Here is a 14,434-nt window from a genome sequence, read left to right on the forward strand (position 1 = left end):
ACCTTCTATAAAAAATCAAACCTCGCTAATTATAAAATAGCGAGGTTTGATTTTGATAAATGCCGACCTATAAAAGAGTCTAATGAACTAAAATTCATTTGCAAATTCCAACTCTTTAATAGCTAACTGACACATGACGTTCAGATTGTTAACCTCATCTTTACGCTTTTGACCTAACGGATTTATTTCTATTTCCTTTTCGATAATATCAACACAATCAGAGGCTTTGACCATTCCTAAAATACTGAGTGACGATTTTAGTTTATGAATCTCATCTTTCAAGATTTTGATATCATCGTTTGTATTAGACTCCATGATTATTTCCATTGTTTCTGGAGTTTTATCTAAAAAAAGAGAAATCATATTTTTTATAAAATTCTCGTCACCATCTGAAAAATCTTTTAAATAGTGAAAATCAATTAATTTTTCTGATGTAACTTGTTCTTTCTGCGTTTCAAAAACCGGCATATTATTTACTTTATTCTTATTTAAATTTTGATATATTTTATTCAATAACACATTGAAATCATATGGTTTAGATAAATAATCATTCATTCCACTGTCTAGACATTTTTGCTCCTCATCTACTGTTGCATGAGCTGTCAAAGCAATTATTGGAATAACAGATTTTTCTCCCATGTTTTCTCTAATGTAACTTGTAAGCTCTAATCCATCCATTTCTGGCATTTGAATATCCATTAAAATAATATCATAAGTATTATTAGTAATCTTTTCAATTGCTAATTTTCCATTATCAACTATGTCAATTTTCTTATTCCATTTTTCAAAAACTTTTACCGCTAAGAGCTGATTGAGTTCGTTGTCTTCAACCAATAAGATTTTAATATCCTTCAAAAAATCTGAATCTATAGTGCTACTGTTTACATGTGTATCAATCAGCATTCCTTTTTGTACCTTTTTATATTTTAAGTAAAAAGAAAATTCACTTCCTTCAGAAACAGTACTTTCAACTTTAATCTTTCCACCTTGCAACTCGACAAGTTTCTTAGTAATGGTAAGGCCTAATCCCGTACCGCCATATCTTCTTGTTGTTTCATTTGATGCTTGATTAAAGCTTTCAAATACAGAATCTATTTTATCTGTTGGAATACCTATTCCCGTATCGACTATTACAAACTTCAACAAAGTTTCAGTTTCAGTCTCTTCAATTTCACTAACAATTAATTCGACAAAGCCCTTTTCTGTAAATTTCAATGCATTACCTACTAAGTTGAGTAAAATTTGAATCAACTTTGTAGGATCTCCTATTAGATTATCATTTATCTTAGGGTCGATATCGCACAATAATTTTATTTTTTTCTCACTTGCGTTTTGAAAAAGCAATTCAATTACAGAGTTTACGGTTCTTGACAAAGAGAAATCTACTTCTTCCAAAGTCATTTTATCGGCTTCAATTTTAGAGAAATCCAGAATATCATTAATAATATACATCAAGTTTTGACCTGCTTTTTTTATAGCTTCTACGCTTTGTTTTTGATTATCATCTAAATTTGTGCTTTCTAAAATCCTAGCAAATCCAATGATCCCATTCATAGGTGTACGAATTTCATGACTCATATTAGCAAGAAACTGCTCCTTAATCACAACAGCTTTTTCAGCTAATTCTTTGGCTCGTATTAGCTCTAATTCTGTTATTTTTTGTTCACTAATATCTTGAATTGTACCCAGAATTTTATAAGGCTTGTTCTTTTCATCATTCAAACATTTTATATATTGATTGATGTATTTTACATTTCCTTTTTTACTCGTGATGCTATGATGAAATTGTGTTTCAGCATTAGTAGCCATAACAGATTTCAAATTGTTTTTAAAAAGCGCTAAATCTTTTACATCAGTAAAAAAAGATTTAAAATAATCAATTGAAGTAATTTTTTGTCTTTCAACTTCAAAAATAGCAAAGAATTCATCTGAGAAATATATCTCATTATTACTCATGTTAATTTCCCAGCTTCCTATTTTAGCTAATTTGTGTGCTTCAAGAAGTCGATTAGAATTTATCTTCAGTTCTAATTCCGCAGCTTTTCGAAGTTTTAAACTTTCGTGTAATTTAATTGTATTTCTAATACTTTGCGATACACCATCAGGGGTCAATAAAGTTTTCGGAATATAATCAGACGCACCGCTTAAAATGGCTTGACTGGCTATTTTCTCATCCCCTTGTGAGGTTACAAAAATAACTGGAGTTTCAATATCTAAATCTCTAATTTTCTTTAGGAAAGTAATACCATCAGTGTCCGGCATTAAGTAATCTAAAAAGATTAAGTCATACTTTAATGATTTAATCATTTCGATTCCTTCTTTTGCTGAGAAAACACTGTCAACCTCTGCTACAATTCCAGATTGAGATATAGAACGACTAATAGTTGTAGAGTCAACTTTATCGTCATCAATTATTAAAATTTTTAAAACAACTGTCATAGTAATTTATTATTTATCTAAAACTCAATGATATTCCAGTAGTCATTCAATATCGAAAAAGAAGGATTCAATTTACCGCTTTCAAATACCATATGAATATAGCCAGCTATATTCAATTGTAAAGCAGCTTCTTTATTTATTTCTTGTTTTGAATCAGTGATTACAAAAACTAAACTTGACTTTAAATCAGGATGATTTCGTATTGCTTTCAAAAAATCAATTCCTTCATTATTTGTACTATTCACATCAATCAATATAATTTTAGGAATTGGATTTAATTTATGAGAACCATCTAGCATCAACCATGCCTCATTTTCATTTGCTGCTGTAAATAGTACATGTTTAATCTTAACTTCCAGAAAAGATTTTTTAATAGTTTCGATAATAGTTTTTCGATTATCAATCAGCAGAATTGTTGTGTTTCTCATAATAAAAATGAATTAAGCCAATTACATTTCACACAATTGCCAAAAGTTTTTAAGAGTAGCGACTGAGGTTAAAAATTTTTCAAAAGAAAGCGGTTTAAGGATATAACCCGCAACATTCAGATTGTATGCATTTATCTTGTCACTGTCTTCATTAGATGTTGTCATCACAAAAACAGATATATTTTTAAGCTTTTCATTTTCTCTCATTATTTTTAGAAACTCAATTCCATTCATTTTTGGCATATTGATATCCAAAATAATGATTTTAGGCAAAGGAATAATTTTACTTTCTAACATTTCAAGTGCTTCAATTCCATTTCCGGCAACAAAAAGCGGATTCATTATATTGTTTTTAGAGAATGCTCTTTTTACATTCATTACATCTACTTCATCGTCTTCGACTAATAAAATATTTACCAATTTTTGGTTCATAATATTATTTTTTTAATGTTATTATTTTAGGCCAATTTAGTGTAAAAACAGAACCGTTATCGATACCTGCTGTATATTTTAACTCTCCACCTACTAATTTCATGATCTTACAACTTATGGCTAATCCTGCACCAGTAGTGTTAACAACATCCTTAGAACTAACGGTATAAAAAATAGTGAAAATTTTATGAGCAACATCCTCTGGTATTCCAGGTCCGTTATCCGCAACTATAATTTGATAATCATTCTCGTTTTCTATAATCGAAATCGCTACTTTTTTACTTTCCTTATCGTTGAATTGAATGGCATTATCAATCAAATTACTTAATACTTTTTGCAATTTTAAGCCTAAAGTTACGCAGTTTTCGTTAATTAGATTACTTGCTATGCTAAATTCTACATTTGAATCATTATTAAATAAGTCGATACAACTACTCATCATTTTGGGAATATTCACTTCATAAAACTCCAAATCCGTTCTTTCCACACGAGAGAGTTCTAACAAGCCATTCATCATGCTTTCCAGACGATTCACTCTATTTTTTAGTAAATCTAAGTTAGTTTTGACGTCTTTATTCGCTATTTCACCAAGATCTTCTTCTATCCAAGTTGCAATGTTTGAAATCGCTCTCATGGGTGATTTTATATCATGTGAGACTATGTAGACGAAATCATCAAACTCCTTTTTAAGGGCTATTAATTCCTGTTGTGTATTTTTTTCAGACTGCTCCATTTATAATTATTTAGGGAATGTAAAAATGAAACTACATCCTTTATTTTCTTGCGATTCAATATGTATAGTTCCTCCTTTTTCTTCAACGATTTTTTTGACAATAGACAAACCAACACCAGTACTTTCTTTTACATCTCGTGCTTCAATAGTTTGAAATACTTTGAATATTTTTTCATGGTACTCTTCGGCAATTCCAGGACCATTATCTTTTATAGTAAATTGATGATAATCAGGTAACGATTCATAGATACATTCTATTTCACCTACAGGTTTATTACTGTATTTTACCGCATTACTGATCAAATTGCTAAAAACTTGTTGCAAAAGTATTTTTTCTGATTCAATGACTGGAAAGTTATCACTCACTTTTATTTCAAAACCTTCTTTTGGAACTATAGAATCAATAATCTGGTCTAACAACTCTTTCAAATCTATATCTTCTTTTTCGAGAGCTATTCTACCAATACGTGCATACTCCAGAACACCGTTAATTAAGTTTTCCATTCGCAAAACTCTACCGCGAAGCAAATCAAAATTTGAAATGACATCTTGTGGCATATTTGGCATATCTTCCACTATCCATTCTGAAAGATTGTTAATTGCTCTTAGTGGAGCTTTCAAATCATGCGAGACTACGTAAGCAAATTCGTCGAGTTCCTTGTTCTTTTTTTCAAGACTTACCAGTGCATCAGTTAAATTTTCTTCTGCATTCTTTTGATCACTTATGTCTGTACTTATTGAAATGTATTGATAAGGTTTGTTCATTTCATCTAAAAAAGGAACGATAGTCATCTTTTCCCAATAAGAAGAACCGTCTTTAGCTGAATTTTTAATTTCACCCTTCCACACATTCCCTTGTACAATAGTATTCAAAATTTCTTTAGTTCCATCTTTAGAGAAATATCCGGTAATAGTTCGCTGATCTCTACCTATCAGTTCATTGTGAGAATACTTAGAAACAGTACAGAAATTATCATTTACAAAAGTGAGTAATCCGTTTTGATCAGAAATAGAAACAATTGCTGATTCGTCAAGAGCTGATCTAATATCTTTAATTTCTTTAGTTTTTTGTGTAATTTCTCTTTCAGCTACCGTTATCTCGGTAATATCTTGAATAATACCTTTTAACTCAATTACTTCTCCTTTTTCATTTTTAAAAGGTTGCCCAATCTCTAAAATATGTTTTATTCGTTCATTAGGAAGTACAATTCTATATTTCACTTTGAAATTTTCGCCGGTTTTCAAAGCCTTCTCATTTACCTTATCTAGCTTGATTAAGTCATCTTTATGTACTAAATCTCTGTAGGTTTTATACAGTTCATTAGAAGGCAATTTATCCATTTCAAAAATACGATAATGACCGTCAGACCAAACAAGATCATTGGTAGTTAAATTAAATTTCCAACTCCCAATTTTTGCAATTCGCTGTGACTCTTCTAGTAAATTATTACCATCAATTAAATTTTGTTCTGCAATTTTTTCTTTAGTTATATTTCGGGCAATACAATATAAATTGCCTGTCACTGGATTTGGTGAGGTATTCCAGCTCAAAACTATATAATCACCATTTTTACAACGATAACGGTTTTCAAAACTAATACTCATCTCACCTTGCGCTAGTTTTTCTACTTCCTTGAAAGTCATTGCTAAATCATCTGGATGAACTAAGTTCATAAAAGAGGATCCTGCAAGCTCTTCTTTAGAATAGCCTAAAACAGTAGTAAAAGCTGGATTTACTTTATAAAGCATCCCGTCTACATTTGCGATGCAAACTAAATCTACAGAAAGTTCAATAAAATTATCTAACTCTTTCTGAGAGTCAAGGAAATCAGAATTTTTTTTACGTAAATCCAATAAAGAAACTACTTGAGCAGCTAGCAATTGGAGCGCTTTTTTTTGATCATCAGTAAGACTCCTTGCTTTGGTATCAATTACACAAAGTGAGCCCAAATTGTATCCCTCTTTATTACGAAGTGGTGCTCCAGCATAAAATCGAATGTCAGGATTACCCGTAACAAGTGGATTTTCAGAAAACAATTCGCTTTCTAGCGCATTAGCCACTTCAAAAATATCATCGCCCATAATTGTATATTGGCAAAAAGATATGTTTCTTGGAGTTTCACTAGCTTCTAAGCCAACGGTTGATTTAAACCATTGCCGTTCTTCATCTATTAAACTAACTAACGCTATAGGAGTGTCACATATATAAGAGGCAAGCTGCGTAATGGCATCGTATTCTTTCTCAGATAAAGTATCTAAAACGGAATATGCTTTAAGTGCTTTGAGTCTTTCAGTTTCATTAGTAGGTGTAGGATATATTTTCATTAAGAGGGCTTTTAATTTTCTCAATATTAGCTAAGAATTAATAATTTTTTGATGGTTAATGAATTAATTTTTTGCTACAATTCAATTCTAATTCGTATTTTAAGAAAATATTAATTTGCCAGACAAAATTAAAATTATTTTTGTAGCAAACAGTCCTTAAGCCCGTTAAAATTGAGCAAACCCTAAAAAGGAGCCATTGCATTTACCTTGCTTACCTAAAAAAAACTAAATCAGTTTAGAACAAACTCATTATCAATTAAGTAAATCTAGATTGATCAAAATAAAAATTGCAGATAATATAAATTGATTTTTATTATTCTATTTTGATTTCTAATCTGACAACTGTAACAAAAAATTGAAATCAAAACTTAAAACGCTTTTAAACAAGCAATTAAAACGATTAAACTAAACTTTTTAACATCATACATATTTATTATTTAAATTTACAAAGCATTTTTGTTTTAAATGAATCGCATATAATTCTTCCATGCAAGACATAATGCGTCTCTAAAACTAAATAAGAGCATATTTTATATTTTTTTTAAAAGAAAAGTTGAAGGGATTAAATTTTCTAATAGGAGAATAAAATTCTTTTTGGTTTGCTGCTTAATTTTAAACAACACTATGTTTTTTTCATTAATTAGTTAGAATAAATATTGAGTATGATAAAAACTGACGATAGCTTTATTATTCCTAACAATCTGGAGTTAGTGCACAGTGGCGAAGATTACTTTGCCCGTTTAGAAGCTATCCTACAAGGAGCACACGTTGAGATTTATATTCTAATGTATCTTTTTGAAAATGATACGACAGGCAAAAAAATTATCACTGCATTAAAGGAAGCTGCTCTCCGGAAGGTTGCTATTTATATAGTTTTGGATGGATTAGGATCTTTATCGTTTCCTTCAGAACAGATAATTCAACTAAAAGAAACGGGGATCAATATTCGCTTTTTCGCTCCTTTATTCTCAACCTATTCCTTTTATCTTGGTCGAAGACTTCACAGTAAAATTGTAGTTGTCGATGCAAAAATTGCACTAATTGGCGGAATAAATATCGCTAATAAATACCAAGGTACTACAACAGAAAAAGCTTGGTTGGACTATGCTGTTCAATTAAAAGGCGAAGTTGCTAAACCTCTTAAACAGCTTTGTAGCGATATTTACTTAAAAAAAAGAAAGCTAAGAGACAAGAAACTAAGATTTATATTTGGGATGCAACAGGACACTTCTATTCGCATCCTTCAGAATGATTGGTTAAAAGGAAAAGACCAAATTTGTGATTCCTACATACACTCGATACGAAATGCAAAAAAAGAAATCATCATTGTAGGTAGTTATTTTCTTCCCGGAATCCGCATCATTCAAGCTTTGAAAAAAGCATCTAAAAATAAAGTGGCTATCAAATTAATTTTATCCGGCAAATCAGATCTTCCGCTAACAAGACGAGCAACTTGCTTTCTTTACGAAAAACTTCTCAAATACAATATTGAATTGTACGAATGGGACGAATCTGTTTTGCATGGAAAAGTGGCCGTTATTGATGGCAAATGGTCAACAATAGGCTCATTTAACCTGAACAATTTAAGTTCATATGGTAGTCTGGAAACTAATGTCGAAATAAATTCTGAATCTTTTTCCATTATGTTTCGCGAACACCTCAACGAAATCATCTTACAATGTCATAATATAACCCTAGAATCGCTAAAAGCAAAAAACAGTGTAATGACAAAATTTATTAATTTAATTTCGTACGGGATTACTAGAATTATCGAAATACTGATTACCTACACACCCTATAAACGTTTTTATCATTAACCTATATTTAACTGTAATAAAGCAATTTAGTACGGTTTTACATAAAAAAAATGATTAAATTTGACACTATAGACTTTATGTTACTACTTTATATATATCTAGTTTTTAAGGTAAACCAATTAACTTCAACTTAAAAAAAAATCTAATGGCGTTCATAGACTATTACAAGACACTTGAAGTAGACAAAAAAGCAACTGAAGCCGAAATTAAAAAGGCGTATCGTAAACTTGCTCGTAAATACCATCCTGATTTGAATCCCAATGACAAAGAAGCTGAAAGAAAATTCAAGGAATTAAATGAAGCGAATGAAGTGCTAAGTCACGTAGAAAATCGTAAAAAATATGATGAATACGGCGAAAACTGGCAACATGGAGAACAATTTGAAAAATTCCAACAGCAACGTCATTATCAAGGTAATCCACAACAAGGAGGATTTGACAGTTCATCTTTCAGCGGCGAAGGTGATTTCTCTGATTTCTTTGAATCCATGTTTGGTGGTCGATCTTCCAGTAGTGGAGGACGCAGAAATGCACAATTTAAAGGTCAGGATTTTAATGCTGAACTGCAATTAGATCTAAAAGATATTTATACCGCACACAAAAGAACACTAACCATAAATGGAAAAAATATCCGAATTACAATTCCAGCTGGAGTAGAAAACGGACAGCAGATCAAAATAAGTGGATTGGGTGGCGAAGGTTCTGCTAATGCACCTAAAGGCGATTTATACATTACATTTTCTATTGAAAATCACACTAATTTTAAATTAGAAAAACACAATCTATACTCTAGCGTAGATATCGATATATATACTGCTATATTAGGAGGAGAAATTACCGCAGATACCTTTGATGGAAAAGTAAAACTGATAGTAAAACCAGGAACCCAAAATGGAACTAAAGTAAAGCTGAAAGGAAAAGGATTCCCCGTTTACAAAAAAGAAGGAGAATTTGGCGATTTGTATCTCACCTATCAAATACAAATTCCAAAAAATTTGTCTGAAAAAGAAAAAGAATTATTCACTGAACTCGCTAAATTAAGAACCTCATGAATTTAGAAAATTTGATACCAATCCCCGAGTTGTGTTCCCATTACGAACTTGAGATGTCATTTTTTGTAAATCTCAGTGAAATGGGTTTGTTGCAAATAACAACATTTGAAACTACCGCTTATATTGATTTAGATTCTATATACAAAATAGAAAAAATAATACATCTACATCAAGACTTAGAAGTGAACATCGAAGGAATTGATGTGATTTTTAATTTGTTACAAAAAATGGATTCACTACAAAAAGAAGTAATTGCCCTAAAAAACAGGTTGCGGTTGTACGAAAGTTAAAACGAGCCTTTTAATTAAAAAAACATAATTTATAGTTAAAAAAACACATTCAGTAGCTCCTTTTTTACTTTTTTGAAATAGGCGTCTTAGCTTTTCGTATTTGATTTTCAGCTTTTTGACGTAATTGTTCGTGATGCAAGAACCAACCTCCAATAGCTCCAATACAACTTCCGATAAAAATATAAAAACTCCCACAATTACAGATTCAAAAAGAGTGGTGTTCTTATTCTTTTCAACAATAATGAGCTCTTTTTTAAGAGGATATTTTTTAGCACTTAACAAACTATAAGCAAAGGCAAGTGTACATGCAAGCATGGCTCCCATTCCAATTAAGCCCACACGAAGTGGAATTGTTTCCAAATTAAACGGCATACAACTTGCAAGAGAAGCAATCATAATAAAAAAGAAACCTCCTGGAGGCTTCATTTTTATGTAACTAAGAATCCAATTTATGGTCATCGCAAACAATCCCATTACTACTGAAGAAATAATTGGATTAAAGCTAAAACAAATTCCTATAAAAAAGGAAATCATAAAACCAAACGAGCAACCTAATAGAGTAATCATACGGTCAGCCACTGAAGTGGATGGCATATATAAAATAACAAGTCCTGCCAAACAAGCTAATATGCCATAATCTAGTCGACCAAAATAATAGCCTGCTAGCAATGGTAGTCCAACACATAATGATGCTAAAACTGGAATATGCCAAAGCCGTTCTGTTTTTTTTAGTTCAAACAGTGCTTTAATTTCACTAACAATCAATATTTTTAAATTATCATTCATCAATAAGTCGTTTTTTCTAAATACTTTTTAAAGCTTCTACTAATATATCAATATCCTCTTTAGTATTGAAATGACTAAACGATATGCGTAAACTTGGCTTCTTTAAATCTTCTTCTGACAAAATCTCGAGTAAAACATGGGATGGTTTTATACTCCCTGATTGACAAGCACTTCCCCTAGAAACGGCAATACCTTTCATGTCTAAATGAAATAAAATCATCGCTGTCTTAGCTTCTGAAAAAGGCAATAAAACATTTAAAATAGTATAAAAAGCATCAGAACCACCATTAATTTTATGATCTGGAAATTCTAATTCTAATTTTGATATAAGATACTTTTTTAAATCTAAAATATGACTTTGATGCGCCTCTAAACAGTTATAAGAAAGAGATAATGCCTTTGCCATACCAGCAATTTGATGCAAAGCTTCGGTTCCTGCTCGCAAACCTTTTTCTTGTTCTCCTCCAAAAAACAAAGGTTGCAATCCTGAATTTTTACGTACAAAAGCAAAACCAACACCTTTAGGACCGTGAAATTTATGAGCACTAGCTACGATAAAATCTACTGAGAGTTTTTGCAAATCAATAGCTGTTTTACCAACAGACTGAACAGTATCTGAATGAAATAACGCACTATGTTCTTGACAAATAACACCAACTCGCTCTAAGTCTAATACAGTCCCAGTCTCATTATTTACATGCATCAAGCTAACTAATGTTTTCGTTTCCTGCGAAAGTAGCTCCACTAAATGTGTCAAATCCACTTCGCCACTTGGTTTTACATGCACATAGTCGATTTGAATACCAAAATCTTTTTCTAATACTAAGGCAGTATACAAAACAGCGTGATGTTCCATTTTGCTCGTAATGATGCGCTTTACTTTCAAATCTTTAACCGCTGAACGAAGAACCCAATTATTAGCTTCTGTGCCGCAAGAAGTGAAAATTATTTCCTGTGCAGTAGCGTTCATATTTTGTGCAATAGACTTTCGAGAAAGTTCGAGAATACTTTTAGACTTACGCCCTAAGCTGTGAGTGGATGATGGATTTCCATAATCCTCAGTTAAAACCTTTGTCATTTCTTGAATTACTTCTGGATACACAGCAGTTGTTGATGCGTTATCAAGATATACTTTTTTCATTTATTAGTATTATAAATTAATTAGAAGGCTTAATTTCTGATCGGACTACTTTTAATTTTCTAGCGAATAATGCCTTTTCATTATAAATCAATATCGAAATAAAGATTAAGAAGTACGAAAATATTTGAATAGCACTTATTTGTTCATTATAATAAAAAATAGCTACTAAGAACGTAATTATTGGATTGATGTAAATCATAATTCCTACTGCTGAAGAGTTGATTCCTTTAAGAGCATACAGGTTTAAGAATAACGGAATGATTGTAAACAGTGCAACAATGAATAACATACATCCGTAAAACAAAGGCTCTATAGGAATTGCACCACTATACTTTGGATAAAAAGGAAGAAGAACAATTGCTGTGAAAACCAGTTGAATAGTAAGTACTAAAAATTTATCAATTTCGCTATTTTTTCTTTGGCTCACTAAGTATAGTGCATAAGTTGCAGCGACAATCAGACTGTAAAATATATCATGAAAATGACCGAATGAAAGTAAAACACAGCTAAAAAGACTAATCATTACAGCCACCCATTGCCACTTACTCAATTTTTCCTTTAGAATAAAGAAAGCAAAAACTGTGGTGAGAATAGGACAAATCAAATACGCTAGGGAAGCCGCATTCACGCTGATATGATTGACAACATAAATGAAAACAAACCAATTTAAGGTAAGAAATAATCCTCCTCCAAGGGTCAAAGCTACGATGCTTTTTCTCTCTTTAATAGAGCTGTTTTTAAAATGATTCCAGTCTTTTCTAATTACATTTCTCCTAAAAGCGAGATTAATTAACAGCATTGTTGTTACACTAAAAAATACCCGATAAAATAGAATATCTAACGAAGGATAATTATGTAAAGGCTTTAAAGCAAAACTAAAAAAACCCCAGATGAAAAAAGCTAAAAAAGCAGCCGAATAATATTTATTAAGTCTCATAGACAGTGTTAATTTCGCGCAAATATACGATTTTCAATCCGCTTTAGAATAGCATAATTTGATCTGTCAAAGTAGAAAGTACATCGTGTTTTTAAAAACCGAATAAAGCATAAAACACAATATGCTGTTAAATAAGCTATTTTTAAACGGGAATGTAATTGGAACAAATTAAAAATTCTACTTTTGTTACAAATATTATAAAAATGAAACGAATACTAAGCTTATTGGCTTTTGCCTTATTATTAAACAGTTGTGATGACGGAGATTTAACTCAAGAAGATATCAGTTTTGATGCTGTGACCGTACAAAAATGCACTACAAACCCGCTACTTTATAAATTAAAAGATAATGAATCCTTAATTTTTGAAGCAACAGGTATTACTTTTCCAACAGAAACAACAACGCAAACACTAGACATCAGCGGGTCGAATCGTGTGATTTATCGTTTTTACAATAATAAAGTAACTGGAGCAACTATTTGCGAGAGCATTCCGCCAGCTAGCCCTACAGTAACAGATCAATGGACTGCAAGCGGTGGAAAAATAGTTATAAATACTACTGCTGTTAAAACTAACGATACAAAAGATAACAGTTCAAGGATTACAGGTTACAATCATAATATAACTTTTAAAAACATAACGTTTAGTAAATCAAACGGAACGCAAGTTTATGAAACTTTTACTTTTGGTGATTACGTTGTAAGCGCTACGGCTTTGCCACTGGCTTTTACTAAAGTGTTAAAGCAATGCTCAATTTCAAAACGTTTGTACGATAAAAATAGCAGCGAAGCGCTGATTCTTGATATAGATCAAACTCTAATTGTTAATGCTGCAACACCGCTAAATACTCCGAGAATAGGATTGATAAGTGACACGAAAAACAAATTAACATACCGATTGTTCTCTGGTTTATTAACTGACGATTACTTTTGCAACACTACATACCCAACTACTCCAGCGATAAATGAAGAATGGATTGCGGTTCCTGGCGTGACAAATAATAGTGGTATTATTGAAGTAACAACCACTGTATATGGGAACGGCTTTAAGCATACTGTGGTTATCAAAAAGGCAAAATTACAGAAAGGAAATAGCGATTTTCTATTAGGTGATAATTACATTTATGGCGAATTATTAACGACAAATTAATCGAAATAAATAGCTAAAAGCAGCATCTTTTTGATGCTGCTTTTTACCTAAAAAAAAGATCCGATTTTAAATGATTTTTCTAATTGAAATTCATTTAAAATCGGATCTTTTATGTTGAGTTATAAAAATAGAAAGACGACTTACATCGCACTTTGTTTGATGAAGACCTCGGTTGCGCCTTGACCATATTTTTGATAATTAGCTTCAGCGAAAGCAATATTATCGTAACGTCCTAATAAGAAATCTAACTCGGATTTTAGGACTCCTTCGCCAACACCATGTATAAAAACAATCTTTGGTATTCGGTTTCTTATTGCAAATTCAATGTGGCGTTTTGCAGTTTCAGTTTGTAAAGTTAGAATGTCATAGTTAGACATTCCTCGTTTGTTTGGCACCAGTTTTTCAATGTGTAAATCGAACTCTGGCGCTGGTATTTCATGTTTAGATTTCTTCTCTTTCACAAAACTTCTCGGTTTTGGAATCTCTTTCTCTTTTGACAACTCACTTACATTAACTCTTTTAATAGAATCCATTAAGTTACTGGTAACATGAATTTTAATCAATTCATTGACAAAAAATGTCATCACGAATCCATCTTCAGTTTCGATAGTTACTTGGTTATCTTTCACTGACAACACTACCCCATTCATAGCTTCATCAAGTACTGAAACTTTATCTCCTTTACTAAACATGATCGTCTTCTTTATCTTGATTTTTACTCGGCGTTTTAGCACTCAGCTTCATCATCCCAATCATAAAAACTATAATTGCAATGACCATGATGTACACATTTTTTTCGTTACTCGCCTGTTGGTACAAAGCAACAAATATGGCAATAACCATTATCGGTATTATAAACTTTTTCATTTTATTTCATATCAGATTCCAAAAGTAATGAATTTAAAAT

Annotated in this window: 14 protein-coding genes; 4 read left to right on the plus strand and 10 right to left on the minus strand. The window is 31.4% G+C overall.

What is annotated here, in order from left to right; genetic code table 11:
• Positions 1-87 precede the first annotated feature (87 nt).
• Genes LNP27_RS13205 through LNP27_RS13225 form a run of 5 tightly spaced genes read right to left on the minus strand, consistent with a single transcriptional unit; the run spans position 88 to position 6,357 of the window.
• A complete protein-coding gene (locus tag LNP27_RS13205; protein ID WP_229942109.1) occupies positions 88-2,439 on the minus strand; it encodes a response regulator in 2,352 nt (783 codons plus the stop codon).
• A gap of 17 nt (positions 2,440-2,456) precedes the next feature.
• Complete coding sequence (locus LNP27_RS13210) at positions 2,457-2,867, minus strand: response regulator (protein WP_229942110.1); 411 nt, start codon at positions 2,865-2,867, stop codon at positions 2,457-2,459.
• Positions 2,868-2,888: 21 nt separating this feature from the next.
• The gene (locus tag LNP27_RS13215; RefSeq protein WP_229942111.1) at positions 2,889-3,299 is read right to left on the minus strand and encodes a response regulator; all 411 of its coding nucleotides are present in this window, start codon (positions 3,297-3,299) and stop codon (positions 2,889-2,891) included.
• Between the two features lie 4 nt (positions 3,300-3,303).
• On the minus strand, positions 3,304-4,032 hold the full coding sequence (locus tag LNP27_RS13220; RefSeq protein WP_229942112.1) for a sensor histidine kinase: 729 nt from the start codon (positions 4,030-4,032) through the stop codon (positions 3,304-3,306).
• Between the two features lie 6 nt (positions 4,033-4,038).
• Positions 4,039-6,357: a PAS domain-containing protein gene (locus LNP27_RS13225; protein ID WP_229942113.1), complete on the minus strand. Its 2,319-nt coding sequence runs from the start codon at positions 6,355-6,357 to the stop codon at positions 4,039-4,041.
• 662 nt (positions 6,358-7,019) lie between these two features.
• On the opposite strand from LNP27_RS13225, the gene LNP27_RS13230 reads away from it, so the two are divergent.
• The 3 genes from LNP27_RS13230 (at position 7,020) to LNP27_RS13240 (ending at position 9,515) form a co-directional block, all read left to right on the plus strand.
• Positions 7,020-8,174 carry a phospholipase D-like domain-containing protein gene (locus tag LNP27_RS13230; protein WP_229942114.1) on the plus strand — a complete coding sequence of 385 codons (1,155 nt, stop codon included), beginning with the start codon at positions 7,020-7,022 and terminating at the stop codon, positions 8,172-8,174.
• Between the two features lie 145 nt (positions 8,175-8,319).
• On the plus strand, positions 8,320-9,225 hold the full coding sequence (locus LNP27_RS13235) for a DnaJ C-terminal domain-containing protein (RefSeq protein ID WP_229942115.1): 906 nt from the start codon (positions 8,320-8,322) through the stop codon (positions 9,223-9,225).
• The gene (locus LNP27_RS13240) at positions 9,222-9,515 is read left to right on the plus strand and encodes a chaperone modulator CbpM (RefSeq protein WP_229942116.1); all 294 of its coding nucleotides are present in this window, start codon (positions 9,222-9,224) and stop codon (positions 9,513-9,515) included. Before LNP27_RS13235 ends, LNP27_RS13240 begins: the two co-directional genes overlap by 4 nt.
• On the opposite strand, the gene LNP27_RS13245 is transcribed toward LNP27_RS13240, so the two are convergent.
• From LNP27_RS13245 to LNP27_RS13255, 3 genes are read right to left on the minus strand one after another with little or no spacing between them, the layout of a single operon-like run.
• Complete coding sequence (locus LNP27_RS13245; protein ID WP_229942117.1) at positions 9,483-10,301, minus strand: hypothetical protein; 819 nt, start codon at positions 10,299-10,301, stop codon at positions 9,483-9,485. The genes LNP27_RS13240 and LNP27_RS13245 overlap by 33 nt on opposite strands.
• A gap of 16 nt (positions 10,302-10,317) precedes the next feature.
• A complete protein-coding gene (locus LNP27_RS13250; protein WP_229942118.1) occupies positions 10,318-11,442 on the minus strand; it encodes a cysteine desulfurase family protein in 1,125 nt (374 codons plus the stop codon).
• Between the two features lie 16 nt (positions 11,443-11,458).
• On the minus strand, positions 11,459-12,379 hold the full coding sequence (locus tag LNP27_RS13255; protein WP_229942119.1) for an EamA family transporter: 921 nt from the start codon (positions 12,377-12,379) through the stop codon (positions 11,459-11,461).
• Positions 12,380-12,582: 203 nt separating this feature from the next.
• Between LNP27_RS13255 and LNP27_RS13260 the strand changes: the two genes are divergently transcribed.
• Positions 12,583-13,527: a hypothetical protein gene (locus LNP27_RS13260; RefSeq protein WP_229942120.1), complete on the plus strand. Its 945-nt coding sequence runs from the start codon at positions 12,583-12,585 to the stop codon at positions 13,525-13,527.
• 140 nt (positions 13,528-13,667) lie between these two features.
• Here LNP27_RS13260 and LNP27_RS13265 read toward each other — a convergent pair whose 3' ends face one another.
• Both LNP27_RS13265 and LNP27_RS13270 read right to left on the minus strand, forming a co-directional pair.
• Positions 13,668-14,219, minus strand: a complete 552-nt coding sequence (locus tag LNP27_RS13265) for a Smr/MutS family protein (protein ID WP_229942121.1) — start codon at positions 14,217-14,219, stop codon at positions 13,668-13,670.
• Positions 14,212-14,394 (minus strand): hypothetical protein, encoded by a 183-nt coding sequence (locus tag LNP27_RS13270; RefSeq protein WP_229942122.1) that lies wholly within the window; start codon positions 14,392-14,394, stop codon positions 14,212-14,214. The genes LNP27_RS13265 and LNP27_RS13270 overlap by 8 nt, the downstream gene beginning before the upstream one ends.
• Positions 14,395-14,434: the final 40 nt, after the last annotated feature.

Source organism: Flavobacterium galactosidilyticum (assembly GCF_020911945.1).
GTDB lineage: Bacteria > Bacteroidota > Bacteroidia > Flavobacteriales > Flavobacteriaceae > Flavobacterium > Flavobacterium galactosidilyticum.

What these genes read in the sequence shown, in the direction of transcription:
- LNP27_RS13205 (WP_229942109.1), bottom strand. Translation starts at nt 2,439, where the DNA reads ATGACAGTTGTTTTAAAAATTTTAATAATTGATGACGATAAAGTTGAC.
- LNP27_RS13210 (WP_229942110.1), bottom strand. Translation starts at nt 2,867, where the DNA reads ATGAGAAACACAACAATTCTGCTGATTGATAATCGAAAAACTATTATC.
- LNP27_RS13215 (WP_229942111.1), bottom strand. Translation starts at nt 3,299, where the DNA reads ATGAACCAAAAATTGGTAAATATTTTATTAGTCGAAGACGATGAAGTA.
- LNP27_RS13220 (WP_229942112.1), bottom strand. Translation starts at nt 4,032, where the DNA reads ATGGAGCAGTCTGAAAAAAATACACAACAGGAATTAATAGCCCTTAAA.
- LNP27_RS13225 (WP_229942113.1), bottom strand. Translation starts at nt 6,357, where the DNA reads ATGAAAATATATCCTACACCTACTAATGAAACTGAAAGACTCAAAGCA.
- LNP27_RS13230 (WP_229942114.1), top strand. Translation starts at nt 7,020, where the DNA reads ATGATAAAAACTGACGATAGCTTTATTATTCCTAACAATCTGGAGTTA.
- LNP27_RS13235 (WP_229942115.1), top strand. Translation starts at nt 8,320, where the DNA reads ATGGCGTTCATAGACTATTACAAGACACTTGAAGTAGACAAAAAAGCA.
- LNP27_RS13240 (WP_229942116.1), top strand. Translation starts at nt 9,222, where the DNA reads ATGAATTTAGAAAATTTGATACCAATCCCCGAGTTGTGTTCCCATTAC.
- LNP27_RS13245 (WP_229942117.1), bottom strand. Translation starts at nt 10,301, where the DNA reads ATGAATGATAATTTAAAAATATTGATTGTTAGTGAAATTAAAGCACTG.
- LNP27_RS13250 (WP_229942118.1), bottom strand. Translation starts at nt 11,442, where the DNA reads ATGAAAAAAGTATATCTTGATAACGCATCAACAACTGCTGTGTATCCA.
- LNP27_RS13255 (WP_229942119.1), bottom strand. Translation starts at nt 12,379, where the DNA reads ATGAGACTTAATAAATATTATTCGGCTGCTTTTTTAGCTTTTTTCATC.
- LNP27_RS13260 (WP_229942120.1), top strand. Translation starts at nt 12,583, where the DNA reads ATGAAACGAATACTAAGCTTATTGGCTTTTGCCTTATTATTAAACAGT.
- LNP27_RS13265 (WP_229942121.1), bottom strand. Translation starts at nt 14,219, where the DNA reads ATGTTTAGTAAAGGAGATAAAGTTTCAGTACTTGATGAAGCTATGAAT.
- LNP27_RS13270 (WP_229942122.1), bottom strand. Translation starts at nt 14,394, where the DNA reads ATGAAAAAGTTTATAATACCGATAATGGTTATTGCCATATTTGTTGCT.